General features: G+C 58.9%; 23 protein-coding genes. 16 read left to right on the forward strand and 7 right to left on the reverse strand.

Annotated elements, in window-relative coordinates; translation table 11 throughout:
• Positions 1-214: 214 nt before the first annotated feature.
• The 3 genes from pyrR to bshA all read left to right on the forward strand — a co-directional run bounded on the left by pyrR (position 215) and on the right by bshA (position 3,035).
• A complete protein-coding gene (pyrR, locus tag AB6729_RS13110) occupies positions 215-805 on the forward strand; it encodes a bifunctional pyr operon transcriptional regulator/uracil phosphoribosyltransferase PyrR (protein WP_371082069.1) in 591 nt (196 codons plus the stop codon).
• A 159-nt stretch (positions 806-964) separates the two neighbouring features.
• Positions 965-1,711: an aquaporin Z gene (gene aqpZ, locus AB6729_RS13115; RefSeq protein ID WP_371082070.1), complete on the forward strand. Its 747-nt coding sequence runs from the start codon at positions 965-967 to the stop codon at positions 1,709-1,711.
• 178 nt (positions 1,712-1,889) lie between these two features.
• A complete protein-coding gene (gene bshA / locus AB6729_RS13120; RefSeq protein ID WP_371082071.1) occupies positions 1,890-3,035 on the forward strand; it encodes an N-acetyl-alpha-D-glucosaminyl L-malate synthase BshA in 1,146 nt (381 codons plus the stop codon).
• Positions 3,036-3,078: 43 nt separating this feature from the next.
• On the opposite strand, the gene AB6729_RS13125 is transcribed toward bshA, so the two are convergent.
• Positions 3,079-4,143, reverse strand: a complete 1,065-nt coding sequence (locus tag AB6729_RS13125; RefSeq protein WP_371082072.1) for a purine nucleoside permease — start codon at positions 4,141-4,143, stop codon at positions 3,079-3,081.
• Positions 4,144-4,186: 43 nt separating this feature from the next.
• Between AB6729_RS13125 and AB6729_RS13130 the strand changes: the two genes are divergently transcribed.
• Positions 4,187-5,158, forward strand: a complete 972-nt coding sequence (locus tag AB6729_RS13130) for an aspartate carbamoyltransferase catalytic subunit (protein ID WP_371082073.1) — start codon at positions 4,187-4,189, stop codon at positions 5,156-5,158.
• Positions 5,155-6,513, forward strand: coding sequence for a dihydroorotase (locus tag AB6729_RS13135; protein ID WP_371082074.1), 1,359 nt, complete (start codon positions 5,155-5,157; stop codon positions 6,511-6,513). The genes AB6729_RS13130 and AB6729_RS13135 overlap by 4 nt, the downstream gene beginning before the upstream one ends.
• A gap of 253 nt (positions 6,514-6,766) precedes the next feature.
• Here AB6729_RS13135 and AB6729_RS13140 read toward each other — a convergent pair whose 3' ends face one another.
• On the reverse strand, positions 6,767-7,135 hold the full coding sequence (locus tag AB6729_RS13140) for a DUF3060 domain-containing protein (RefSeq protein WP_371082075.1): 369 nt from the start codon (positions 7,133-7,135) through the stop codon (positions 6,767-6,769).
• Between the two features lie 31 nt (positions 7,136-7,166).
• Between AB6729_RS13140 and AB6729_RS13145 the strand changes: the two genes are divergently transcribed.
• Positions 7,167-7,556: a hypothetical protein gene (locus tag AB6729_RS13145; protein ID WP_371082076.1), complete on the forward strand. Its 390-nt coding sequence runs from the start codon at positions 7,167-7,169 to the stop codon at positions 7,554-7,556.
• Between the two features lie 3 nt (positions 7,557-7,559).
• Here AB6729_RS13145 and lipA read toward each other — a convergent pair whose 3' ends face one another.
• Positions 7,560-8,474, reverse strand: a complete 915-nt coding sequence (lipA, locus tag AB6729_RS13150; protein WP_371082077.1) for a lipoyl synthase — start codon at positions 8,472-8,474, stop codon at positions 7,560-7,562.
• Positions 8,475-8,572: 98 nt separating this feature from the next.
• Here lipA and AB6729_RS13155 point away from each other — a divergent pair, with 98 nt between their 5' ends.
• The 7 genes from AB6729_RS13155 (at position 8,573) to AB6729_RS13185 (ending at position 17,772) form a co-directional block, all read left to right on the forward strand.
• Entirely contained in the window at positions 8,573-9,892 is a 1,320-nt protein-coding gene (locus AB6729_RS13155; RefSeq protein WP_371082078.1) for a Gfo/Idh/MocA family protein, read from the forward strand.
• Positions 9,834-10,394: an RDD family protein gene (locus AB6729_RS13160; RefSeq protein ID WP_371082079.1), complete on the forward strand. Its 561-nt coding sequence runs from the start codon at positions 9,834-9,836 to the stop codon at positions 10,392-10,394. The genes AB6729_RS13155 and AB6729_RS13160 overlap by 59 nt, the downstream gene beginning before the upstream one ends.
• 87 nt (positions 10,395-10,481) lie before the next feature.
• The gene (locus tag AB6729_RS13165) at positions 10,482-11,240 is read left to right on the forward strand and encodes a gluconate 2-dehydrogenase subunit 3 family protein (RefSeq protein ID WP_371082080.1); all 759 of its coding nucleotides are present in this window, start codon (positions 10,482-10,484) and stop codon (positions 11,238-11,240) included.
• Positions 11,241-11,267: 27 nt separating this feature from the next.
• On the forward strand, positions 11,268-12,833 hold the full coding sequence (locus AB6729_RS13170; protein WP_371082081.1) for a GMC oxidoreductase: 1,566 nt from the start codon (positions 11,268-11,270) through the stop codon (positions 12,831-12,833).
• 93 nt (positions 12,834-12,926) lie between these two features.
• Entirely contained in the window at positions 12,927-13,679 is a 753-nt protein-coding gene (locus AB6729_RS13175) for a cytochrome c3 family protein (protein ID WP_371082082.1), read from the forward strand.
• Between the two features lie 100 nt (positions 13,680-13,779).
• A complete protein-coding gene (locus tag AB6729_RS13180; RefSeq protein ID WP_371082083.1) occupies positions 13,780-15,780 on the forward strand; it encodes a hypothetical protein in 2,001 nt (666 codons plus the stop codon).
• A gap of 42 nt (positions 15,781-15,822) precedes the next feature.
• Positions 15,823-17,772, forward strand: coding sequence for an ATP-dependent DNA ligase (locus AB6729_RS13185; RefSeq protein ID WP_371082084.1), 1,950 nt, complete (start codon positions 15,823-15,825; stop codon positions 17,770-17,772).
• Between the two features lie 530 nt (positions 17,773-18,302).
• Here the strand turns inward: AB6729_RS13185 and AB6729_RS13190 are convergent.
• The 3 genes from AB6729_RS13190 to AB6729_RS13200 all read right to left on the reverse strand — a co-directional run bounded on the left by AB6729_RS13190 (position 18,303) and on the right by AB6729_RS13200 (position 20,364).
• Positions 18,303-18,632: a hypothetical protein gene (locus tag AB6729_RS13190; protein WP_371082085.1), complete on the reverse strand. Its 330-nt coding sequence runs from the start codon at positions 18,630-18,632 to the stop codon at positions 18,303-18,305.
• Positions 18,633-18,762: 130 nt separating this feature from the next.
• On the reverse strand, positions 18,763-19,215 hold the full coding sequence (locus tag AB6729_RS13195) for a MarR family winged helix-turn-helix transcriptional regulator (RefSeq protein WP_371082086.1): 453 nt from the start codon (positions 19,213-19,215) through the stop codon (positions 18,763-18,765).
• A 153-nt stretch (positions 19,216-19,368) separates the two neighbouring features.
• Positions 19,369-20,364 carry a hypothetical protein gene (locus tag AB6729_RS13200; protein WP_371082087.1) on the reverse strand — a complete coding sequence of 332 codons (996 nt, stop codon included), beginning with the start codon at positions 20,362-20,364 and terminating at the stop codon, positions 19,369-19,371.
• 465 nt (positions 20,365-20,829) lie between these two features.
• Between AB6729_RS13200 and AB6729_RS13205 the strand changes: the two genes are divergently transcribed.
• Genes AB6729_RS13205 through AB6729_RS13215 form a run of 3 tightly spaced genes read left to right on the forward strand, consistent with a single transcriptional unit; the run spans position 20,830 to position 22,961 of the window.
• Positions 20,830-22,038, forward strand: coding sequence for an alpha/beta hydrolase family protein (locus tag AB6729_RS13205; RefSeq protein WP_371082622.1), 1,209 nt, complete (start codon positions 20,830-20,832; stop codon positions 22,036-22,038).
• Entirely contained in the window at positions 22,035-22,532 is a 498-nt protein-coding gene (locus tag AB6729_RS13210; protein WP_371082088.1) for a cytochrome c, read from the forward strand. Before AB6729_RS13205 ends, AB6729_RS13210 begins: the two co-directional genes overlap by 4 nt.
• A 15-nt stretch (positions 22,533-22,547) precedes the next feature.
• A complete protein-coding gene (locus tag AB6729_RS13215; RefSeq protein ID WP_371082089.1) occupies positions 22,548-22,961 on the forward strand; it encodes a hypothetical protein in 414 nt (137 codons plus the stop codon).
• Between the two features lie 213 nt (positions 22,962-23,174).
• Here the strand turns inward: AB6729_RS13215 and AB6729_RS13220 are convergent, their stop codons facing one another.
• A complete protein-coding gene (locus AB6729_RS13220; RefSeq protein ID WP_371082090.1) occupies positions 23,175-24,590 on the reverse strand; it encodes a hypothetical protein in 1,416 nt (471 codons plus the stop codon).
• Positions 24,591-24,733 lie beyond the last annotated feature (143 nt).

A 24,733-nucleotide genomic window follows, 5' to 3' on the forward strand; every position in this document is an offset into this window, starting at 1 on the left:
GAACCCAGCCCGGAGGGTTGCGAGTGGAGCGCGCTCCGGCTTTGTTGTCGTCCTTGCCTTGGAATTACCAACGTCTGCGTCCTCCGCCGCGCCGGAACACGCTCCACCCGCAACGGAAGCTCTCACAAAAGGCATAACTGGCTCTAGCTGCAGGATGCCTGGTTGCGTAGACGGCTTGCCCCGCGCTCCGTCGCCTTTTATGATCAACGGCACAATGAGCGACGCAACCACAACGCCCGAAACCACTGCCTCAAAGATCCTCATCCGCGAGAAGGGCCGCCTCATGTCGGCCTCTGAGATTGACCGCACACTGGTGCGCCTGGCTCACCAGATCGTGGAAAAGCAGGAGGGAAGCAGCAACCTGGGGCTGATTGGCATCAAGCGCCGCGGCATTCCGCTGGCCGAGCGGATCGCGAAGATCATTGAGGGCATTGAAAGGCAGCCAGTGCAGACCGGCGTGCTGGATATCTCTTTTTATCGCGACGACCTGTCCACCGCAGGCAACAAGCCGATCGTGGAAAAAGGCGAGATTGGCTTTGATATTGAAGGCCGCGACATTGTTCTGCTGGACGACGTTCTGTACACGGGGCGTACCATCCGCGCCGCGCTGGATGCGCTGTTTGATCACGGGCGTCCGCGTTCGGTACGCCTGCTGGTGCTGATTGATCGCGGCCATCGCGAACTGCCCATCGAAGCGCAGTTCATTGGCCGCGTCGTACCCACTTCTTCCAAAGAGATCATCGAAGTAAAGCTGCGCGAGGTGGACGGCAACGACCAGGTGCTCCTCGTGGAACGTGTGGACTGAATTCTTAAGCAAGATGAAGTGGTGAAAACCGGCCGATGAGCCGGTTTTTCATTGCCGTCAAAAAATACAGGTGCAAAATTCACCGTCTTAGCGTAGAAAGTCTTCGTCCCGTCCGGGCTATTTTGGGAAGGATCGGGATTCTCTCTGGAGGAGATTTTCATGCCCCTTGGCAAACGCTGTATTGCGGAGTTTTTCGGTACGTTCTGGCTGGTGTTTGGCGGTTGTGGCAGCGCTGTGCTGGCGGCTGCGTTTCCGTCGCTGGGCATTGGCTTTGCGGGAGTGGCGCTGGCCTTTGGCCTTACCGTTCTCACGATGGCTTACACGTTAGGGCACATCTCCGGCGGCCATTTCAATCCGGCTGTCACGCTGGGCCTGTGTGCCGGCAAACGCTTTCCGGCGAAGGATGTCATTCCGTACTGGGTAGCGCAGGTGGTTGGCGGAATCGCTGCTGCGGGTGTGCTGTATCTCATTGCCAGTGGTAAGGAGGGCTTCAGCCTGGCGGGTGGCTTTGCCTCCAATGGTTATGGACTCCATTCTCCCGGCGGATACTCGCTGGTGGCCTGCCTGGTGGCAGAGATCGTTCTGACAGCGTTTTTCCTGCTCATCATCATGGGCTCCACAGACAAGCGCGTTCCCAACGGCTTTGCGCCGCTGGCCATTGGCCTGGGGCTGACGCTGATCCACCTGATCTCCATTCCGGTGACGAATACTTCGGTGAATCCGGCACGCAGCCTTGGCCCGGCGGTATTTGTGGGCGGATGGGCGCTGCAGCAGGTGTGGCTCTTCTGGGTGGCGCCACTGATCGGCGGTGTCGTCGGTGGCTTTGTCTACGAGCTGCTTTTCAGCGAGTACAAGGAAACGCCTGTGCTCACAGCCACGGAACAGGATGTCGCTAACGTTCGTTAAAAGGTTTGGGAACAAAGTATAGAAAGAGGGCACGGCATATTGCCGTGCCCTCTTCTGCATCTGGAACATGGTCGTGTGAATCAGATGAGGACATTTGCTCCGCGACAAGCGAGTTTGTTCTTATGGCAGAGATGACAGCGACGTTTTTGGCAACGGCATGTGGCAGCGATGGTGCGCGATGAAGATCGGCATCACCTGTTATCCCACGTATGGCGGCAGTGGCGTTGTTGCCACGGAGCTTGGCATTGAACTGGCGGCACGTGGCCACCAGGTGCATTTCATCACCTATCAGCAGCCGTTTCGCCTGACGGGGCGCGAGGAAGGCATCTTCTTCCACGAGGTGGCGGTCACTACCTATCCGCTGTTTCAATACCCGCCGTATGATCTGGCGCTGGCCAGTCGCATGGCTGAAGTGGCGGAGTTTTACGGTCTGGACCTGCTGCATGTTCACTACGCCATTCCGCACAGCGTAAGCGCGCTGCTGGCGCGGCAGATGCTGGCGGCACGCGGTATCCGTCTGCCGTTTATCACTACGCTGCATGGCACGGACATTACGCTTGTCGGGCAAGACCCCGGCTATCTTCCCATTACAAAATTCGGCATTGAAGAAAGCGATGGTGTGACCTCCATTTCCGCTGACCTGAAAGAGACTACGGTCCGGTCGTTTGGCGTCAAGAAGGAGATTGAGGTTATCCGCAATTTTGTGAATTGCGATATCTATAAGCCGGACGAGGAGAAGCGCCGCGCGCTGCGTCCGCGCTATGCAAAGGACAACGAGAAGATCCTCATCCACCTCTCTAACTTTCGTCGTGTGAAACGCGTGAGCGATGTGGTGGAGGTGTTTGCGCGTGTGGCGCATGAGGTGCCGTCGCGGCTGATGCTGATTGGCGACGGACCGGATCGCAGCATTGCAGAGAGCCTGGCGCTGCGTTACGGCATTCAGGATCGGATTCACTTTTTAGGTAAGCAGGACAGCGTGCAGGACCTGTTGCTGCTGGGCGATCTGATGCTGATGCCGTCTGAGATGGAAAGCTTTGGGCTGGCTGCGTTGGAGGGGATGGCATGCCGCGTGCCGTGCATCGCGACGCGTGTGGGTGGCGTGCCGGAGCTGGTGGAAGACGGCGTGAATGGATTGCTGTTTCCCGTGGGCGATGTGAAGGCGATGGCCGCAGGGGCGATTGAGATTTTGTCGGACGAGCCACGTCAGCAGGCGATGGCAGCGGCTGCACGCAAAACGGCGCAGGACAAGTTCTGCACCAGCCGGATTATTCCCATGTACGAGCGGTATTACGAACAGGTGCTGGCGGGCAGCCAGTCAATCTAAGGTTTGGCTTGACCCTGCCAAAGCCAAGCGGTGTCGGAGCTTCCTACTTCATCCACTCCGCGACAACGCGATGGCCGACGGTGTATGCCGCTTCCAGCGCGGGCAGGTAACCGGTATACGCGCCGTGTTTCTCGCTGGCCAGGTTTTCTGCTGCCGTTACGCCCGGAGCGGGCATGTCGAAGTTGCTGGCAGTGCGCAGCAGCAGAGCGCGATTCCAATCTGTTTTGCCTTGCTGGGTCAGCGACCATAGTGCCAGCATGGAGCCGGTGTCGTTCATGGCGGTCGTGCCCAGATGAGCCACGCCGTCCGTTTCAAACTGCACCCAGCGATGTGCCCACGCGTCCATCTTTGCGCCGTGCCAGAAGATTTCTGTGGCCATGTTCGCACCGGTAATGACTTTGGGGCCGCGTGCTGTGCCGGTGAATCCCTTGTACTGGAGGCGCAGTTTGCGCATGGGATCGTCTTCCGGAAGCTTGGTATCGCGGGTCAGCGTGTAGGCCCACTGCATGAGTGCCGTGTTCATGCGGATCACATTGCCTCGACGGTTCGCGTGTGCCTCATTGCCCTTCCATGAGCGAACGTCATCTTCCCAGTTCGCGCCGCCTTTGGGGTCGGACTGTGTGACGCCGTCGAGTGAAAGGAAGCCGTCGGGCCAGTCCTTGGGAGATTCACGCGGATCGATTTCTTTGGCCAGATCGCCGTTGATGATGAAGTCGGTCCACACCGCATCGCCGATGGTGCCGTCTGCGGGAGAGATGCCCGCAATGCCATTCAAAAGCCAGTGTGCCTGCCGCAGATCGAAGCGGGGATCGCTACCCAGGGCCATCAGATTGACACCGGGCTTGATGTTTCCGGGGCCCACGGCGACGGCGATCTCTGTGCCATCGGCGTTTGCGCGGACGGCATGTGTCATGCCGGGGACTTCAATCACCCGATCCAGGTTGTCGCGTTCCACCCAGAATTGCAATTCGCCGGGACGGTCGCCGGTGTCGTTACCCACTTCAAAGTAACTGACGATGACAACTTTTGGCCGCAGGACGGGCTGCTGTGAGAACGCTACGACGCCGCACAGGAGCGGCAGCAGGCTGAAAAGCTGGCGAAGACGCATGCATCCAGAAGAACACAACTGCTATCCTCGCTAAGGACTATCCATGAGCCTGCCTTCTGCAAATGCGACATCCCACCCCGGCTCACTTACCTCTATTCATGACATTTCACTCGATGGCATTACCCGCCTGCTGGCGCTGACGGACCGGCTGGTTGCGGAACCGCATCGCGAGCGTGTGAAACATCTGGATGGACGCAAGGTAGCGCTGCTGTTTTACGAGTCGTCCACACGGACGCGCACCAGTTTTGAATTGGCTGCGAAGTCGCTGGGCGCCATGACGACGCTGGTCAGCGATAAGTCTTCGTCCATTGAAAAGGGCGAAAGCCTGCACGATACTGGCGTGACACTGCGTGCATTAGGTGCGGAGTGCATCATCCTGCGTTCGAATTATTCTGGCGCGCCGGAAGTGCTGGCGCGTTCCACGGGGCTGCCGGTGTTGAACGCTGGCGATGGTATGCACGAGCATCCTTCGCAGGCGCTGCTGGATCTGCGCACCATGCTGACACGCCTTGGTCTGTCGCAGCAACTCACGCCAACGACGATGGCAGGAAAGACAGTCGTGATCACTGGCGATATCCGTCACTCGCGCGTGGCGCGTTCAAATGCGATTCTTCTACCGAAGCTGGGTGCACGCGTGATCTTCTGTGGGCCGACAGAGCTGTGTCCGAAAGAAGCATTGGATATCTCGCATGGCGTGGAGATTGAACGCGATTTTGAAAAAGCATTGCGGCAGGCGGATGTGGCGATGATGCTGCGGATTCAACGTGAACGTCTGGCAGGATTGGACATTGATTCGGCGGAATACATCGCTGGGTATCAGTTGAATGAACAGCGTCTGCGCGCGCATGCGCCCAAGGCGCTGGTGATGCATCCCGGCCCCATGGTGCGGGGGCTTGAGATTGATTCTGCCGCGGCAGACGGGCCGCAGTCGGCGATTGAAGAGCAGGTGGCGCACGGTCTTGCTGTGCGTATGGCCTTGCTGCATCGCGCGCTGCTGGGGGAGGCAAACGCATGAGCGCCATTCTTCTGCGCGGTGGACGCGTGATTGATCCCACAAGCGGTGCGAATGACTTTGCCGATGTTCTGCTGGAGAACGGTGTTATTCGTGAAGTGAACTACACCACGCGATCCGGCGAGCTGGACGCTTTTGCTGCGGACATGGGCGCTGAGGTGCTCGACTGCACTGGATGCATCGTTGCGCCGGGCATCATTGACGCGCATGTGCATCTGCGTGAGCCGGGACAGACGCACAAGGAAACCATTGCAACCGGAACGCAGTCTGCTGTGGCGGGCGGCGTGACCACGGTGGTCGCGATGCCGAACACCACGCCGGTGACGGATTCCGTGGCGCTGCTGCAGTTTGTGCAGAGCGTGCAGCGTGATCCATCGGCGCGTGTTCTGGCCATGCCTGCTGCAACCGTTGGCAGCATGGGCGGCGAGCTTACGGATTATGCCGCGCTGGCGGAAGCGGGTGCGATCGGCTTCACAGACGATGGCAAGCCGGTGCTTGCCGATGAAGTGATGAAGCATGCGCTCATCGCAGCAGCGAAGTTGGCGCTGCCCATCTCGCAACACGCGGAAGACACGCGCATGACCGTGGGCGCCAGCATGAACTTTGGCCCGGTTGCGTTTCGTCTGGGATTGCGCGGCATGCCCATTGAAGCGGAATCCTCCATTGTGGAGCGCGACATCCGTCTTCTGGAAGAGATTGAACGCGAGACGAAGCTGCGTCCGCATCTGCATGTGCAGCATGTCTCCACGGGAAAGGCGCTTGCAGCCATTCGCGATGCGAAGTCGCGTGGCCTGCATGTGACGTGTGAAGTGGCGCCGCATCACATTGCGTTTACGGATGAAGCGATTGCAGGCGACGCTGCGCAGCGTTCGCGTCGTTACGACACACACTTCAAGATGAATCCGCCGCTGCGTTCGCGTGCGGAGGTAGATGCGTGCATTGCCGCTGTGTTGGATGGCACGGTGGACATTATCGCCACCGATCACGCGCCGCACGCACACCATGAGAAGAACGTGGAGTTTGAGCGCGCCCCCAATGGCATCACTGGGTTGGAGACATCATTGGGTGCATCGCTGCGTATTCTTCATCGTGAACACGGCATGGGGTTGGTAGACGTTCTTGCACTGATGACTTCCGCACCCGCGGAGAAGCTGCATCTGCCCAGGCTGGGCTACGATGTAGGGCGCATACAAACTGGTGCATTTGCCGATGTCATGGTGTTCGATGTGGCGGCGGAGTGGACGTACGATGTGCGCACAACGCGATCGAAGTCACGTAATACGCCGTTCGACGGCGCACCGATGCTGGGCAAAGTGAAGTTCACCCTCGTGCATGGCGAAGTGAAGTACCGCGCATAGATGCCCTTCGGCACCTGTCAATCGTCATCCTGAGCGAAGCCGAAGGATCTGCTTTCTTTGCGCGCTACTACGATGCAAAAGGAAATGCTCAAATTCAACTTCACGAATGGCTCGCGCGGAGACATCCGTGGCAAGGATAAAAGAAGCTGGTCCTTCGACTTCACTTCGTTTCGCTCAGGATGGCCTTTGGCCGTATGAGCTTCGCTTAGGTCGCATTGCAATGAAGCACTTGGTGCATATGAGCTTCGCTTGATTAGTGCTTTGCCTTCTCGAAACGATTGTTGTTTCCACGGCTGCTGTAGCGTGTTTCCGGATCGCTGACGAAGACTGTGTTGTCGTTGCCTTCCACGGGCACCGTGGTGAACTGGTCCACCCACACATGATTTTTGTTGCCTCGCACGCGAACGAAACGGCAGCGGCCATGCACCTGCACCTCATTCTCCTGGCCTTCCACATACACGGCGACGCCGCTTTCGCATGTCACGCTTTGCTGCTGCTGATTGCCAGCAATCACGGTGTCGTGCGCGCCGGGCTGGTCAAAGTCGTGCGGAGCGACCTGGCGCTGTGCAAGCAGGGATGCGGAGAAGGTGACGGTCATCACGGCGATGGCAAAGGGCTTCATTTAGGCTGCCTCATAAGAAGGTGCAGAAGGTATGAGCAGAGTAACCCGTCCTCGCGATGCCCGCCGATTTTTCAGCAGCATGATTGGCTGTCTCGTGATGTTGTGCGGTGTAGCGTTGCTGATCTCAGCGGCGATGGCGATGCATCGTTCGCGTTGCGCTCTGCGGCAGGATGAAACGGTTCTGACAAACTTTCGTGCGGAGTTTGAATCGCTCTCCGATGACACGCTGTGTCAGCGTGCCGAACAGCGAGGCGCCATCATGATGCTGGCAAGCAATGATGCGAAGTATCTGTTTCGCATCCGTCGCGAGAAGGGTCCGTGGTACTGCAGTGCGGTCGATGTGAACGTCGCTGTCAGCGCGCAGATTCATGCGGGCAAACGCGACGTCAGCCTGCAGAAGATGCCGGTGGATTGTCTCTGAGGTTTATTTCAGTCCGGTGGACTGTGCCTGTTCGTGTGCGTGGTAGCTGGAGCGCACCAGCGGTCCGCTCTCCACGTGCTTGAACCCCATGCGCAGCGCCTCTTCCTTCAGGAACTCGAACTCCTGCGGCGTGTAGTAACGCTTCATGGGGATGTGGTCTTTGGATGGGCGCAGGTACTGGCCGATGGTCAGGATATCAACCTTGATGGCGGCAAGATCGCGGAAGACGTCCAGCAGTTCGTGCGTCTCTTCGCCCATGCCGACGATAATGCCGGTCTTGGTTACCTGCTTTGGGTTCAGGTCTTTCGCCAGCTTCAGGTAGCCGATGCTGCGCTCGTAACGTCCGCCGGATTTGGCTACGCGATAGAGCCGCGGCACGGTCTCAATGTTGTGGTTCAGAATCTCCGGGCCAGCGGCAACGACGAGGCGGATGGCTTCTTCCGTGCCTTGAAAGTCGGGAGTGAGTATCTCCACCTGGCATCCCGGAGCCTGCTTGCGAATCTCATGGATCACGTTCACGAACGCTTGCGCGGCGCCAACGTTGTCATCATCGCGATTCACGCTGGTGATGACGGCATGTTGCAGGCCAAGTGTGGCAACGGCATAGGCCACACGGCGCGGCTCGTCGTGGTCAATCGGCTCCGGCTTGCCGCTGGGCACCGCGCAGAATCCGCAGCGGCGCGTGCAGCTATTGCCCAGCATCATGAAGGTGGCGGTCTTGTGGTTCCAGCACTCGCCAATGTTGGGGCAGTGAGCGCTTTCGCAGACGGTGTGCAGACCCTGCTCGCGCGTGAGCTTCTTCAGCGCATGAAAGGTCTCGCCCATGGGCGCGCGTGCTTTCAGCCACTCCGGCTTGGGTGTGGGCTTCTTCGGGGAGAGATCAATCTGGATCAGTTCCGATGCGGCTGCGGGCGTCACGCTTTCATTCTACGCTTGTGGCTCAGGCGGGGTTTAATATGGCTGCGCGACGCACTGACGCGATTTCTTGCTGCCATTTGTTTAGGGGATTTTTGTCCATGAGTGTTAACACCAGCCGCCGTACCTTCCTGCTTGCCACCGGCATGACCGCTCTTGCCTCTCGCTCTGCTTTTGGAGCGAACCAGCGACTTCGCCTTGGCGTGATCGGCGCGGGTGGACGCATGAAATCTCTGTTGAATGCCGCAGAGAGCAGCGGTGTGGACTTTGAAATTGTTGCCGTCTGCGATGTCTACGCGCCCAACCGCGAGCAGGTGCAGACGAGGCCGTCCGCCACGAATGCTACGTTACATAACGACTATCGCGAGGTCGTGGACAACAAAGGCATTGATGCGGTGCTGATTGCGACGCCGGATCACTGGCATGTACGCATTGCCACGGCAGCACTCGCGGCGGGCAAGGATGTCTACCTGGAAAAGCCCGTGAACCACACTCTTGAAGAAGGTGAAACGCTACGCAAGGCGGTGCGTAACAGCAATCGGATTTTGCAGTGCGGTATGCAGCAGCGGAGTTGGCCGCATTTTCGCAACGCGGTGGCGCTGATCCAGGGGGGTGCGCTGGGCCGTGTGCCGCAGGTGCGCACCTACTGGTGGCAGAACTATGCCGTAAGCTGGGTGCCCAAGCCCGTTGACCTCGCGCAGCTTGATTGGAAGCAGTGGCTGGGCGGAGCGCCGGACCAGCCCTATGACGCGGAGAAGTTCTTCCGCTGGCGCTGGTACTGGAATTTTGGCGGGGGCGCTATGACGGACCTCTTCGCCCATTGGATTGACGTGGTGCACTGGGCACTGAAAGCTGAAGCGCCATCCATGGCGACGATGCTTGGAGACAAGTACGTTTTCACCAACTGGGAGTGCCCGGACACCATCCAGGCGGCCTTCCGTTATCCCGGCTTCGATGTGGTGTACGAGGGCATGATGAGTTCGTCCATTGACGACGGCGGTCTGGAGTTTCGCGGCACCGACGCCACGCTGAAGCTCACACGCAGCGGCATGACGGTGTGGCACGAGGGCGTGAAGGGGCCGCAAAACCCCATCCTGAAAGAAGACACCTTCCGCGATGGCACCAACGACCACATGCTGAACTTCTTTCAGTGTCTGGAGTCGCGCAAGGAGCCCAACGCGCCGGTGGAAGCCGGTATTGCCGCAGCCAATGCCGGCCACATCGGCAATCTCGCCTATAAGAACGGCGGCGTCTGGCAGTCAAAACCGCCTATAAGAACGGCGGCGTCTGGCAGTCAAAACACAGATAACGTCTTCTCCTGTGGTGGAATAGAGCAACGCACATACAGGAGACACGCAGCACATGCTGAAACGCTGGCGGGGAGAGCGCTGGTTCCACGCGCACGAAACAGCACGCTTTGACGAACTGAACGGCTTGCCGCTGGCCAGCTTCAAGCGCCGAGCCTGGGCATTTCTGATTGACGGCCTGATCATCGCGATCTTGAAGGCTCCCTTTCGGCACTTTCATTTCCTGCCGGAGGCGCACAGCAGCGTGGAACTGGTGAATGAGATCGGCGAGAAGATACCTGAGCTGATCAAGTCCATTGTTTACTTTGGCGTGGCGCTGAAGTTTGGCAAAGGGCAGACGCCGGGCAAATGGCTGATGAAGATCAAGGTTCTGTCGCTGACACATGACAGTATCGGCTGGTGGCAGTCCATTGAGCGCGGCCTGGGATACGGCGCATCGCTGCTGGAGGGTGGCTTCGGCTTTTTCCAGTACTTCCTGAACGGCAACCGTATGTGCGTGCATGACCGCATCGCGGAGACCATTGTGGTGGATATGCAGAAGCCGCGTGTGCGTCCGGCGCTGCACCCGGAGATTGACTGTGAAGAGCGCCAGATCGAAGCAGAAGCTGCCGTTTGAGGCGGGATTTTTGGGGTGGCCAGCGTTCTCTGAATTTTCTTCAAGACGCGTTGACTGCCATTATCAATAACCCGTAGTATTGCGCCCATGAAACGGCGTGAATTTGTGAAGGGGTTAGCGGTAACGGCCGCGGCCACTACTGCCCTTGCCCAACAGAAGAAGGCGTCGCCCCAAGCGGCGACACCTGTGCCCAACACCAGCACTATCACCCAGGGCGAGCAGGCGGTTGCTCCCAATAATGCATCTGCACCCGCAGCGCAGGCTCGCCAGCGGCAGATGGCATCCTTCAAGACGCCGAACATTCCGCTGTCTCAACCGGACGTTGTCGCAGTGACGGATGTGCGCTATTTCACGCCAGCGCGCTATGCCACGCTGACGCGGTTTGCGGATCTGCTGCTTCCCGCATCGCAGGGCTATCCCGGTGCGGTGCAGGCTGGAGCCCCGGAGTTTTTGGACTTCCTCATCGGCGCATCGCCGGCGGATCGTCAGGCCATGTACAACGATGGTTTGGATCGCCTGAATGCAGATTGCCTGAAGAAGTCTGGCGTTTCATTTGCGAAGGCCACGGCTGCGCAGGCTGACGCTGCTGTTCGTCCGTACCTGAAGGGCTGGATCAACGATCATCCGCCGACGGAAAAGCATGAGAACTTCATTGCGCTGGCCCACCGCGATATCCGCCAGGCCACGATGAATTCGGTCGCATGGGCGCAGGCTGCAGAAGTTTCCGGTGAACGCGTGAGCGTTGGCCTGTTTGTGCATCCGCTGGATCCCGGCATTGAAACCTGGGTAACGCGCAGTGGCGCACCCAAGGCATCCGCGCCGCTGACCAAGCAGGCCCACTCCTAAACGGTTCCGAAGAGACGAGAGAGCGACATGGCAGACAAGAAGGTTGACGTACTGATTATCGGTTCAGGACACACCGGCGGTATGGCCGCGAAGATCCTGACGCAGAAGGGCATCGCAGTCACCATGCTGGATGCAGGCCCTGCGATTGACTGGGAGAAGGACCGCACGCTGAGGCCCGCGAACCAACTCCCCTATAAGGGCTTTGATGCTCCGGGTCGCCACCCGCATATCTTCCAGGCCAGCGAGTTCAGCGCGAACCAGTGGGTCGACGAGAAGGTCATTCCCTACAACTACCCTGCGGGCCAGCAATATAACTGGGTGCGTGTGCGCAGCCTGGGTGGACGTTCGCCGTACTGGGGCCGCCAGAGCTTCCGGCTGTCGGACTTCGAGTTCAAGTGCAAGGACCACGATGGTTTCGGTGAAAACTGGCCGATCTCGTTGAAGGATCTGGCACCGTACTACGACCGCGTGGAAGAGATTTTCCAGGTAAGCGGTCATCATGACAACCTGCCGCAGTATCCGGATGGCAACTTCGTCGAGGACAACTCGCCGTGGTCGCCTGCGATGCAGCGCTTCGTGGACGCCGGCAAGAAGCTGGGTGTCCCCGTCACCAAGGCACGTTCCGCGCGTGGCCGTGACGGCATGGCGGCCTCGTTGAACCTGCTGATACCGGACGCAGTGGCAACCGGCAAGCTGACCACCATCACCAACGCCATCGTCCGCAAAATCACCACGGACAAGAACAGCGGCAAGGTGGATGGCGTCATCTTCATCGACCGCCATTCGCACCGCGAGATGGTGCTGAAGGCGCGCGTGGTGATCGTGGCCTGCGGCACGCTGGAAACCACGCGTCTGCTGATGATCTCGGAGCTGGCAAACTCCAGCGGCCTGCTTGGTCATCACCTGACCGACCAGATCTACGGTGCAGGCATTTCGGCATCGGTCCCTGAGGCACGTGGCGGCAAGCCTGGTGTCATTGGCGGCGGTGCACTTATCCCGCGTTTCCGTAATCTGGAAACCAAGACCTCGGGCTTTATGCGCGGCTATGCCGTAAACGTATCCTCTAGCCCGGGACCCATGGACCCACGCTGGTTCCCGGAATACGGCGCGGCTCTGGATAAGAAGCTGGACGAGTACAACGGCAGCGGCTTCACCACGAACATCATGGGCGAGACGCTGGGCCACTATGAGAACCACGTCAGCCTCAACAAGGCAGTTGTAGACGCATGGGGTATGCCCACGCTCACCATCAGCACCAAGTACGGCGCCAACGAAGACAACATGGCAAAGGACATGGTGGACACCACCGCTGCTATGGCTGAGGCTGCCGGCTTTGAAGTGCTGGTGCGGAACTACAAGTACAACCCACCGGGCTACTCCATCCACGAGCAGGGAACTGCCCGCATGAGCGACGACAAGAAGAAGGGCGTTGTGAACGCGTGGAACCAGACGCACGATCACAAGAACATGTTCATCTCAGATGCCAGCGTGATGGTATGCGCGGGATGGCAGAACCCGACGATGACGATCCTGGCGCTGGCTATGCGCGCTTCGGAGTATCTGGCCGAAGAGATGCGCAAGGGCAACGTCTAGTCGTCAGCATCATCCAACAGAAGTACACTTGCAGTAACGTACGTGCCGTTTCCCATCCGGGAGCGGCACGTTTCCATCAGGGGAGAAGGTTCGTTGAAGAAGTTGTTGTTGGCAATCGCGCTGATGTTCGCATTCGCTCTGGGAGCGCACGCGCAGGATGATTCCATGGGCGCGCCGCCGCAGAACGATGCTGCGCAGGTTGCATCGCCAGCAGATGTGGCGAAGGCCTCTGCGCCGACTGTCACAGGTAATACGGCTCCTGGGCAGCCCATCAACTTCAATCATCAGTTGCACGTCGGCACAGCGAAGCTGCAGTGCAATGATTGCCACGAACCGAACCGCGGCGGCGCAACGCTGGCCATTCCGCAACCTTCCAAGTGCATGTTGTGCCATGCCGCTATTGCCACCGATAAGCCGGACATCAAGCACCTGGCGGATGCGGCGAAGAACAACGAACTCATCCAGTGGGTGCGTGTTTATCGCGTGCCGTCATTCGTGACCTTCAGCCACAAGACGCATACCTCTGCAGGGGCCACCTGCGAAGCTTGCCACGGGCCTGTCGCTCAGCGCACGGCGATTGCTGAAGAGAAGAACCTGCACATGGCCGGTTGCATTTCCTGCCATCAGCAAGTGAATGCACCTGCTACCTGCGACACCTGCCATGCCATCATGTCGAAGAACGGACAGTCGCCCTTTGATGCGGATAAGACGGTGTTGGCTCGTTTGCACGTGCCGATGGCATCTGCGCATACTGTCGTGGCGGATATGCATCGCAGCCTGACCGACTCTCTCGCCGCGACTGCCACCTCTTCCGTGGCGATTTATCTACGCGCACCCGCACTATAAGTTTTCATGAAGTGGTACCCGGTTTGTTTCCGCGTGCACGATAACTTGCATATGCATAGAATGCAGGCATCCAGTTCGCATCTGCGGAGCCGTTTAAACCTTGCATTCTTTGCTTTACCGTATGTTTGCCGCTGTATTTGCGGGGAGTCTCTTTGCGTGCTCCTGTCACGCACAGGGAACGGATGACCGCATCTATGCGCAACCGCCGTTGCAGACGGAACTCATTACACCGCTGGACGCAGGGAGGCTGAAGCCCGGAGCGCTGGTGGCGGCAAAAGTCAGTTACAACTGGAAAATCCCCAATTGCACGCTGGACAGTGGTTCCACGGTTACGGGACATATCCTGGCGGCGCAGGTCGATAAGGGAACACGCACCTCTACGATTGCCATTCAGTTTGATGCGGCGGATTGCAATGGCAAGTTGCAATCGCCAGTGCGGATGCGTGTCTTTGCGTTGATCTTCATGCCGTCTCCCACGGACGAACGCGCCTTTGCCGATCGGGGCGGACTTTTCGGAAGCTTCTCCCCTCGTCCACCGCAAACGTCGGGTGGAGGGGCAGGGCTTGCGTCAGCTGGCGTGCAGCCGGAATCTGTTGTTCATCGATACGATGTCCAAAACGATATGACTATACGCGCGGGGCCGCAGCAGAAACTCCCCAGTGTCATTCGCGCGGGTATGGTCTTCGGCGAAAAGAAGGTCACTCTGGACCCGGATGGCGGCCCGGAGAATTCGTCGCTGGTGCGTAAGCAGGAGACGTCCTTTCGCATAGCGGCGGGTACCAGAATCATCCTGATGCCGAAGCTTGAGGCGCAGCCTCTGCTGGAAGCATCGGTTCCGGCAAAGTCAGAGCCGACAGTGGAACGTAAGCCCACGGAAGCCACTGCGATTGCGTCTACCTTGTTGCCTTCCACGGCTCTTTCCGTGCGCCCAAAAGACGAGACGGAAGTATGCTCCTCGGATTGCAGCGCAGAAACCGTGAGGATGACGGCCGTGTCGGCAACCGGAGAGATTATGGACCTGGCGAAGCTGGGGTATTCCCGCCCGGACCGCCGCGAACTGGACGGCTTTCACCATGCCTATACGCTGACGTATCTTGATGCCGGACACCTGCTGCTGACTTTCGATCTGCATGACATGCGCATACGCCGCAGCGGTGGTTTGCATCCGGATTACGTCCACACGGTGCGGGCGATCATCATCAATCCGGCCACGCGCAACGTGATTCGCGTGGTGGATTGGAAGGTTATTGGCGAAGAGCAGTATGTCTGGCCCGCCTCCGCAGGCCACGTGCTGGTGCATCTGGGGCATCAGCTTCGTCTGCTGGATACCAACCTGGCCACGGTGCAGACGTTCGATCTGGACGGACCATTGCTGTGGGTAGCAGTCGCGCCTGCGGGATCAGTGTTTGCAGCCGGAACGCTGAAGGAGCGTCATTCCGATGATCTACATCATCGCCTCACTGAAATCGCTGGCTATGAGCCGGAGGAGACGGTGCGTGTCCAGTTTCTGGACGCTGAGTTCCGTTCCATGGGAGAAACTTCGCAGCCCAGCACAGTTGGGCTGCCTGTGCTAACCCCCAAGGGTGAGTTGCGCGTGCTCTCACTGGATCTGCATCGCTGGCAGATTGAGGAGTTTGACTGGGATCATGCGCGGCACACCATTGCCACCACAGTCAGCGATTGCCAACCGCGTGTGTCATTACCCACAGAAGGGACGGTGTTTGTTGCCGGGTGTGACCGGGGGCAGGTGTGGTATCGCGTGTTACGTCAGGATGGCCACACCGTTGTCCGTGGCGATGCGTCTTCACGGCAACTGGAACTGGCGGCGGCGGGCGACAGCAGCAGCGATGCCTTTGCCGTGCGCGTGGTCTGGAATGCTATTTCGCACGATCGGGCGGCGCGCATTCGTGCTGTGGATCTGCGTGGGGAGCAGGTGGCGGTGTATCGTGCTGCGGACGGCAGGCGGTTGCTCATCAGCCGCGTGGAGGATGTGCCACTGACGGAGCAATCCTTTGCCCTGGCACCGAACGCGCATCAGCTTGCTGTATTGGGAACGCATGGCGTGTACTTCTTCCCGATTGAGCAGGCGAAGGCAAACTGAGGCAGTCACTCGCGCAATCGCAGGCATCTGTCAGAGTGAGGCATGGCGCTCTTCCTTCAACTCGCAACTCTGGGTGATGCTCTTGCGGAAACCTCCAGCAAGCTGAAAAAGCGTGCGTTGATTGCGGAGTGTCTGGTGGGGGTACGGGGGCAAGGGGAGGATGGTGCCGGGAATGCTGGTCTGCTGGCGCTGTACCTCTCCGGTGAGGCGTTCCCGGAGGCGGATGTACGCAAGCTGAGTATCGGTGGCGCCATGCTGTCGCGTGTACTGCGGGATATTGTGCGACCGACGGAGGAGCAGTTTGCGGCCGCCTGGCGGCGGCATGGGGATATTGGTGCGGCGGCGGGGGACCTGTTTGCCGAGCAGGGGCATACGCCGGAGCCGAGCCTTACCTTTGGGCAGGTGGCTGAGGCGTTTGCGGCTATTCCTGCGGCGAAGACTACGGCACAGCGGCAGGCTCTGCTCACCGGACTGCTGGAGCGGTGTTCGCCGGTGGAGGCGAAGTACCTGGTGAAGCTCATCAGTGGAGACATGCGCATTGGTGTGAAGCAGGCACTGATTGAGGAGGCGATTGCCGTTGCCGCGGAGCAGTCGTTGGCGGAGGTGCGGAACGCCGTGATGCTGGAGGCGGACCTGTCACGCGCTACGGTGATGGCCTTTGACGGTACGCTGCGGCAGGCGCGGATGCGGCTCTTCCATCCTCTGGGGTTCATGCTGGCTTCGCCTGTGGAGACTCCGGAAGAAGCGGTGAAGCGTTTCGCCTCCAAGCCGGAAGCCGCGGAGGAAGCGGGCATCAGTGCGCCACCACAGTCGCACGCAGAGCCGGAGCCGTATGTGCGTGCAGAGGATGAGTCCGCGCTGGATGATGCGGCGCAGGAACATGCGGTGTTGCAGGCAATTCACCTGGACGCGCAGGTAGAGGACAAGTTCGACGGGATGCGAGTGCAACTGCACTTTGGCAGCAGCGACAATCCCGGGCGGGTTGCGCTGTACTCACGCAATCGTGAGGATGTGACGGCGAGTTATCCGGAGATTGTGGAGGCCTTTGCGGGTGTGGACGAAAGTGTCCTTGGCGATGGCAGTGGCGTGATTCTGGATGGCGAGTTATTGGCGTGGGATGTGCGCAGTGAACGCGCGCTGCCGTTTGCCGTGTTGTCGCCGCGTATTGGACGGAAGAAGGTGACGAATGCGGTCCGCAGCGGAACGCCGGTTGTGTACATGGCGTTCGACGTCCTCTTCGCGCATGGTGCGTTGTTGCTGGATCTGCCGCTGAGTGAGCGTCGGCGCAGGTTGGAAGCGCTGGCAGTGCGGATGCAGACAGTGACGCTTTCGCCGCTGGAGGCCGAACTGCCTTTGCCTTCGGGCGGGTTGTTTGCGGAGGATGGGCATACTGCTCCCCAGGGGGAGCAGCGGTTGCGGGTGTCGCAGGTGGTGGAGGCGCACTCGGCGGGCGATCTGGATCGTGCCTATGTTGCGGCGCGTGATCGTGGCAACGAGGGCGTGATGATCAAGTCGTCGGGATCGCTGTATCAGCCGGGTCGTCGTGGCCTCTCATGGATGAAACTGAAGCGGCATCTGGATACGCTGGATGTGGTGATCACCGGTGCTGAGTATGGTCATGGACGCCGCTCGCAGGTGTTGTCGGACTATACGTTTGCTGTGCGTGCCAGCGATGGATCGCTGCAGAACGTGGGTAAGGCTTACGGCGGTCTGACCGATGCGGAGATTGTGGAACTGACCGATTGGAGCAAGGCGCACACGCTGGAGGACTATGGTCACTTCCGCACGGTTGAGCCGCTGGTCGTGCTGGAGATTGCGTTCAATAACATCATGCGCAGCGATCGTCATGCGTCTGGTTTTGCGTTGCGGTTTCCGCGTATTGTGCAGATTCGCCGGGATAAATCGCCTTCGGATATCGACACGGTGGAACGTGTGGAGGAGATTTACCAGTCGCAGCCGGATAAGGCGGTGTTCTCGACGCCTTCGGCGTAGTGCCAGCCATGATCGTTCCTTGGGCGCGCGGGGTTTGCTTCATGCTCCTGTTTATCTTTTTGGCCGCGCGGGTTTCTTGGTTTGGGTTTCTTCTGGCACGGCTGAAGCCGTGCCCCTTCAAAGAAGACGCGCTTTGCGCGTTGGAGCTTCGTTTTTGCGAAGCTGGTTTGGGGTTGGTGGCTGGAAGCGTGTGGCGGTCTTGGCGGGAGGAGAGTTCGTCGGGATTCTTCGCTGCGCTCAGAATGACGGTCTTTGGTCGTTAGAGCTTCGCTGGGGATGGTCTTTCGACCGTTTGAGCTTTGCTGGACGCACTTTGTGCGTTGGATCGCTCCTTTGGAGCGATACCCAGGTTAGCTTCGCGAACCTGGGGCACCCGTTTTTTTGGCTGCTGATTTGTTGGGGTTTTCTGGTGCGTTGTAGAGGGTTGAGAGGGAATGCAGGTCCCCTTCGCTTCGCTCGAGGGCATGCTTCAGCTTCGCTCAGGATGGCGGTCTTTCAGACCGTTTGATCGCGCGTGGCGCGATAGCCCGTCAGGAACGTTGCGGAGAGATGCCTCCGTGGAACTGACCGAAGTTCCGGGCTGAGAACAGGCTGAGAAGCAGCACTCCCACGGCGAACGGCACGATGCAGCCGATGGATCGCGGATTGAAATGGCCCACACGCAGAAGCAGCAAATAGGCAACGATCAGGTTGGCGAAAGCCCACAAAACATTCACGGTTGAGGAGGAGAGTCCTTTGCCCGGAGGGTTTGCAAATGGTGTCTGGAAGGATTCTCCCATCACGCCGCTGACAAAATGCGGTACCGCGTTGGTGAGAAACGAACCTCCGAAAAAGTAGGACACGATATGGATCCAGTTCATGGTGAAACGCTCCTTTTCTTCCAGTGAATGCAGCTTGAAGGGTTTATCTGTCCCGGCGAAGGCGTTCGGAATCCGATCAGCAGTATGCCGGGCGTCTTCAACTTGTCTATCGCGATGCGTGGCAGCAGAGTCAGTCCTGGGTGAGCCGCGCAAGCAGTTGTATGGCGGATGACAGCTTCTTCTGTTCCTGCAGAGAGAATTTCTGCTGAATCTCCTGCGCCAGCCAGTCCTGGCGAGCGGTACGTCCGCTGTCGATCTTCTTCCTGCAGACTTTGGTCAGCGACATGAGTGTTTTTCGCCCATCGTTCGGGTCTGCGGTTCCTGTAATAAACCCCATTTCCTGCAGCGGGGCTATTACAGCGCTCATAGACTGTGGACGCATCCTCTCAGACCTGGCGAGACTGGATACCGTTGTGGGACCGTCCTTTTCCAGCCGGAGAACGACTGCGATCTGAGAGGGCGTGAGTTCGTGCTGCTCACTGTGTTGTCGCAGCTTTCGTTTCAGATGCCCCAAGGTGGTGCGCATCTCTGTTGCAAGCCGGGAGGCGAATTCGTTCTCCGTGCCCGATGGCGCTTCTTTCATAGGGATACAATATCCTATGTACAGCTAAACTGTACAGGTAATCTGTATATATTGACTCGGGGATACATGCATGAAAAAGAGGGGCCTCTTTGCAGAAGGCCCCTCTTGAGAGAGCAGCAGATTGGTGTGTCGGGGCAGATACCCCGGTTCTTCTTAGTTTGTAACGGGCTGGTTGTCTGCTACCGTTGCGGTTTCCGGTTTGGAGCTGACGGTCAGGTCGTCCTGCAGGCGGAAACGGACGAGGGATTCCGCGGGGATGACGATGTCGCGGTTGCCTGTGGTGCCTGCGATGACGGTGCCGAGGCCGCCGCCGGCGAGTCCGCCTGCGAGGAGGCCGACGCCTCCGCTGGCGATGCCGCCAATGAGCATACCCGCGCCTGCGGTGCCACCGATCCAGCCTGCGGTGCGCTTGCCCTTACCCTTTTTGCTGGCAACGAAGTCTGCCGTTTGCACGGGGTAGGCCTTGCCGTCGTGCATGATCGAGGTCAGGCGCAGTTCAAGGATGGAGCGGCCTTTGAAGTGGCCGCGACGGTGTGCGGCGTCGATTACGCCACGCACGTCGGTGCCGCGGGGGAGGATCACCTTACCGTCACGCGTGACGCTCTCCGACAGGTCGCCGGTGAAACGGTCGCCGATGCGGGCGTGCTTCACGTCGATGCGCTGGTTGATGCGGATGGCGAGCGTGGTTCCGGCCGGGATGGTGATGTCCGCGGGGATGAACTGCGGTGCCGGGGCCGGTGTTGATGCGAGGGGGGCCACAGACGTTGTGCCAGGACCCGCAGCCGGCGGAGGCGTCGTTGCTTCTACGGTAGAACCGGGAACCAGGACGCCCGGTGCTGTGAAGCGTGCCGCATGGAGAGGTTTGGGATGCATGCCCTGGCTCCAGTCCGGCAGGGTGGACGCGGTGCCTGCGGGTGTCGTGGTTTGCACCGTGGTGGGCATTGAACTGCCGGGAGCGGGCGGTGTGACCATGGTCAGGGTAGTACTGCCGTTCGGGTCGGAATAGACCACTTCCTGCGGCTGGCCGGTGGCGGTGACGTCTTTCTTAGCGGCGTCGATTGCGCTTTGCTGACGTGAGCATCCGGTGGCCATGCAGGCGACCAGGGAAAGTGCAGCCACAGGCTGTACGAAGCGTTTCAGGGAAATCATCGGTGGTTCCTCCACGCGCGAGGAGCCATGAACTTTGGGCTCTGGTTTTCTTGCGCACTGTGTGGGATGCCATCGGGTTTTTCTTTCGATGCCTGCGGGATGCAAAATCGCTATTATTTAAGTGGTTTCAGCGAGTTGCCTGAGAAGAAAAAATCTTTCAGTTGGAAATAGGGACGGTAAGTGAGACCTTGGATTTCCAGCGGATTTGTAGTGGGTTGAGAGGGATGCAGGTCCCCTTCGCTTCGCTCCGGATGACGGTCTTTGACCGTATGAGCTTCGCTAGGCAGGGGTTTCAACCGTACTTAGCTTCGCTGGCGGGCGGTCTTCGACGGTATGAACTCACTGGGGCACGGGCTTCGGTTGTTTGAGATTTGCGGAGGCACTCCGTGCGTGGATCGCACCTACTGGTGCGATGCCCAGGTTAGCTTCGCCCCCGGATTTATCGGGCAGGATATCCTGAAGAGGATGCTTGGAAAGTGGTATGCGGACTGGATGATCCGCTGGGAGACGGCGCTGACGACACGCGATACCAATCGCGTGGTGCGGCCGCTGGAGTGGGGTTTTGACTGGCTTGCGGATTTCAGCGAGCTGGCCGCGGAGTCGCATCGGCTGGACATGGCTGGGGAGTTGACCACGCTGGATGCGCTGGACCGCATGATGCGCGTGAATGCAGAGATCGTGGCGCGCAATACGGAGTTCTACGGCTATGCGGCGCCTGCGGACTTCCGGTTGGAGCATCGGCACCCGGAGTTGTTTCCGACGAATGTGCGACCGGAGACACTGGCGCAGGAACAGCAGCTTCGCGAAGACGCTGCGAACGGCAAGTTGGATAAGGCGGAGTTTCTGCGGTTCACGTCGCCCGTGCCTTCGAAGTATCCCGAGAATGATGCGGTGAATGCGCGTTGGTATCCCGAGCCTGCGCACAAAGACCCGAAGCGCAAGAAGCAGGCCATTGTGGTGATGCCGCAGTGGAATGCGGATGCGTTCAGCCATAACGCTCTGTGCGCCATCTTCAACAAGTTTGGGATTGCAGGGCTGCGATTGTCGAAGCCGTATCACGATATCCGCAGACCAGCAGAGCTGGAACGCAGCGACTATGCGGTGAGCAGCAACATCGGCCGCACGATTGCCGCGTGCAGGCAGGCTGTGGTGGATATTCGTGCGTGCGTGGACTGGCTGCAGGCGCAGGGTTATGAGCAGTTCGGCGTGCTGGGTACTTCGCTGGGTTCGTGCTACAGCTTCATGGCGGCGGCGTTTGATCCGCGTATCCAGGTGTGCGCGTTCAATCACGCGTCGACATGGTTTGGCGATGTGGTTTGGACAGGGCAGAGCACACGGCATATCCGTGCTGCCTTTGAACGCGAGGGGCTGACGCAGGATCAGGTGCGTGCGATCTTTACGTCGATCAGCCCGATGAGTGTGATGGATCGCTTCGCCGCGGAGAAGACGCGGCAGACGCTGGTGATCTATGCGCCGTGGGACCTGACTTTTCTTCGCGAGTTTTCGCTGGATGTTCTTAGCAACTTCAAGCAGCGTGGCGTGAACTTTGTGAGTCGCGTGTTGCCGTGCGGGCACTACACGACGGGGGAAACGCCGTACAAGTACATCGATGGCTGGTACATGGGGTCGTTCATTCACAAGGCGTATAAGCAGATGCGGGAGCGTGCGGTGTGAGGCGTTTGTCTCGTCATACCGAGGGATCGCAACAGCGTTCTGTGGTGGCACATGGCTGGAAAGTTTTCGGCAGGAAGCATGAAGCTGTTGTGACCGATGAAGCATCGTCGGGATTCTTTGTCGCTTCGCGCCTCAGAATGACGGCTGCGGGTGTATTTGTGACGGGTGTGGGGTTATTGGTATCGCTGCTTGCAGGTTGCAAGACGGTGCCGCCGCCGAAGCCGCTGGATCAACTGACGCCGCAGGAACATGCCGGTTATGTGGCGTTTCAACAGAACTGCGCGCAGTGTCATTACGATCGCGATACGGGATCGCTGCATGGGCCTTCGCTGCTGAGCGTGTACAAGAACCCATATCTGCAGAGTGGTGCGCCTGCGAATGACGAACGCATTACGTGGACGATTCAGCATGGGCGCGGCATGATGCCGCCGCTGGGTGGGCAGGTTTCGCAGGATGATATTGCGGCGATCCTGGCTTATCTGAAGACGCTGTAACCTTAGAAAGAGACGATGAGCGAGAAGGAAATCAAACGCATCAAGCTGCCGCCGGGTTCGGTGCGGCCTGATATCGAAGGGTCCAAAGGCCCGCGCATGTTGCCGGGTATGGCGATGATCGCGATCTTCATGCTGTTTGTTTCGATGGCGAATGCAATCAACGTCATCGTGCATCGCGCCCAGTTCCGTACCAGCGCGCTGTACGCCATCCTTAGTGTGGCGACGATGATCCTGATTGGTGTATTTGGATTTCTGCGTTTGAAGCGCTGGGGATGGGCGTTGTTGCTGGGCGGATGCTTCTTCTATTCGCTGGGCAATGCGACGTTGTTTTATCAAACACGTCAGCCGGGGTACCTGTTGCCTGCGGCGTTTTCGATGGTGTTCTTTCTGTACCTGGTCCGTACGGAGATTCGCGACCGCGTGAAGTAGCGGCGTACTTCATGAAGAGAAATAAGAACGCAGTGTTGATAACGAGCACTGCGTTCTTTGCTGAACCCATTTGCGGCTTCCTTAAGATTCGAGTGAGGGACAGGAAAGCAGGTCCTTCGACTTCACTCCGTTACGCTCAGGATGACGGCCTTCGCCGTATGAGCTTCGCTTAGACACAAGGATGACGATGTTGTGGACGTTTGCCATCGAGTTCTAAGTGAACATGAACTCTGCGGTCATCTTTGCGGAGACGCCGGGGACTAAGCGTGCCCATTGGGCGCTGAAGCCTTCGGGGAAGATCACTGGGTGGTATTCGCCTGCGGATAACTTCACTGTTTCGTACTTCACCCATGTGCCATCGCCAAGGAAATCAATCTGAATTTCGACGGTGCCTGCCTTGTCGCTGATGAGGTGAAGCATCTTGTGTTCGAAGTTGGTGAACAGGAACGGATCGGATGGTTCGCCTGCTTTGACCATGTCCTTGCGCCATGGGCCGCCCCATCCTTTTGGCTTGCCCCAGCTCCATAGGTCATCTGTTTTGCCGAACCAGATGCCGCTTTGCGGTTGGCCGGCGACGGCATTGTTGTCATTGTTGGGGGTGGTTTCATTGCCGCCGAGTGCGAGCATACCGCGGAAGCTGCAGTAGTCAGGGATGATGCGCAGGTGCTGGCAGACGGGCTTCACGCCCCAGATGCGATCTTCAAACGCGAGGGGCTGCAGCTCATAAAACATGCCCTGAATGTCCATCATGTAATGTTCCGTTTCCACTTCGCGGATGCGCATCCATTCGGTTTGCCAACCTTGTTCAAAGGCGTGCGATGGTTTGGGCAGGCGATAGAGTTGCCACTCGCCTTTGACGAGCGCGCGGAAGAGTACGGACTTCTCATCCCATCCGCTGGCGAACATGACGTTGCCCATGTTTTCGCGCGCGGCTACGTCCATGTGCGGCTTGTCGCTGATGCGTTTCCAGGGGCCTTTGCCGTCCCACTCGAAGAGGCCTGCCTGTGTTTCTCCGTAGGCAAAGAAGCCGTTGTTGGAGACGACGACGCGACCCTGCGCGGTGTAGCCGCCTTTGAAGTGTGGCTGCGCTTTGATGTTCATGTCCTTGGTCAGATCGGTCAGGAGACGCGGCTTCAGATCGTTCACGTCCATCTCAAAGACGAGGCCTTCCATGGTCATGAAGTAGACACGGTTCTTTGGGTCGGTGAGGTGCGGCATGGTGGAGGTGAGGCGATGTTCGACGAGGCCTTCAATGCGGCGCCACTTGCCGGTGGAGTCGATGATGTATGGGCCGATGATGCATTGATTGCTGGCGTGATGGATGAAGCGGTTGGCGTACACGCCGTTGGGCATGTCGAGGGCTTCGATCTTTAGATCGTCTTCGAGGCGATAGAGGCCGAGGCCCGTGCCGGTGCGTTTGCCAGAGGAGTTGTAGGTGACGGCATATAGTCCGTCGGCCCACGGCATCAGCGCGCCTACACCGCATTCCGTGCGTGTGGCATTGTTGTCCGCGCGGATGCCAACGTTGGGGATTCCGGGAATTACTTTCTGCGCTATGGCATAGCCCGTGGTGGCGGCGAGCGAAGCAAGAACGGAACGGCGAGTAATGGAACGCGGCAGGTATGTCATGAGCAGCAATCTCCCTTGTATGTCGAACAGGAGTGCCGCATGTTTGCGTGCGGACAGCGGCCCCTCTATTTCGACAGCGGAAGCATACCGCACAAGTCAAACGATTAACTAGCGGTATTTATGGATATTTGGGGTAAATCCAT

It is taken from the genome of Terriglobus sp. RCC_193 (assembly GCF_041355105.1).
Classification (GTDB): domain Bacteria; phylum Acidobacteriota; class Terriglobia; order Terriglobales; family Acidobacteriaceae; genus Terriglobus.

Excerpts from the sequence above, each read along its gene's own strand:
- AB6729_RS13220 (WP_371082090.1), bottom strand. The coding sequence starts at position 24,590 with ATGACATACCTGCCGCGTTCCATTACTCGCCGTTCCGTTCTTGCTTCG.
- aqpZ (WP_371082070.1), top strand. The coding sequence starts at position 965 with ATGCCCCTTGGCAAACGCTGTATTGCGGAGTTTTTCGGTACGTTCTGG.
- pyrR (WP_371082069.1), top strand. The coding sequence starts at position 215 with ATGAGCGACGCAACCACAACGCCCGAAACCACTGCCTCAAAGATCCTC.
- AB6729_RS13125 (WP_371082072.1), bottom strand. The coding sequence starts at position 4,143 with ATGCGTCTTCGCCAGCTTTTCAGCCTGCTGCCGCTCCTGTGCGGCGTC.
- AB6729_RS13190 (WP_371082085.1), bottom strand. The coding sequence starts at position 18,632 with ATGAACTGGATCCATATCGTGTCCTACTTTTTCGGAGGTTCGTTTCTC.
- AB6729_RS13135 (WP_371082074.1), top strand. The coding sequence starts at position 5,155 with ATGAGCGCCATTCTTCTGCGCGGTGGACGCGTGATTGATCCCACAAGC.
- AB6729_RS13165 (WP_371082080.1), top strand. The coding sequence starts at position 10,482 with ATGAAACGGCGTGAATTTGTGAAGGGGTTAGCGGTAACGGCCGCGGCC.
- AB6729_RS13185 (WP_371082084.1), top strand. The coding sequence starts at position 15,823 with ATGGCGCTCTTCCTTCAACTCGCAACTCTGGGTGATGCTCTTGCGGAA.
- bshA (WP_371082071.1), top strand. The coding sequence starts at position 1,890 with ATGAAGATCGGCATCACCTGTTATCCCACGTATGGCGGCAGTGGCGTT.
- AB6729_RS13160 (WP_371082079.1), top strand. The coding sequence starts at position 9,834 with ATGCTGAAACGCTGGCGGGGAGAGCGCTGGTTCCACGCGCACGAAACA.
- AB6729_RS13215 (WP_371082089.1), top strand. The coding sequence starts at position 22,548 with ATGAGCGAGAAGGAAATCAAACGCATCAAGCTGCCGCCGGGTTCGGTG.
- AB6729_RS13200 (WP_371082087.1), bottom strand. The coding sequence starts at position 20,364 with ATGATTTCCCTGAAACGCTTCGTACAGCCTGTGGCTGCACTTTCCCTG.
- AB6729_RS13145 (WP_371082076.1), top strand. The coding sequence starts at position 7,167 with ATGAGCAGAGTAACCCGTCCTCGCGATGCCCGCCGATTTTTCAGCAGC.
- AB6729_RS13205 (WP_371082622.1), top strand. The coding sequence starts at position 20,830 with ATGCTTGGAAAGTGGTATGCGGACTGGATGATCCGCTGGGAGACGGCG.
- AB6729_RS13130 (WP_371082073.1), top strand. The coding sequence starts at position 4,187 with ATGAGCCTGCCTTCTGCAAATGCGACATCCCACCCCGGCTCACTTACC.
- AB6729_RS13170 (WP_371082081.1), top strand. The coding sequence starts at position 11,268 with ATGGCAGACAAGAAGGTTGACGTACTGATTATCGGTTCAGGACACACC.
- AB6729_RS13155 (WP_371082078.1), top strand. The coding sequence starts at position 8,573 with ATGAGTGTTAACACCAGCCGCCGTACCTTCCTGCTTGCCACCGGCATG.
- AB6729_RS13195 (WP_371082086.1), bottom strand. The coding sequence starts at position 19,215 with ATGAAAGAAGCGCCATCGGGCACGGAGAACGAATTCGCCTCCCGGCTT.
- AB6729_RS13140 (WP_371082075.1), bottom strand. The coding sequence starts at position 7,135 with ATGAAGCCCTTTGCCATCGCCGTGATGACCGTCACCTTCTCCGCATCC.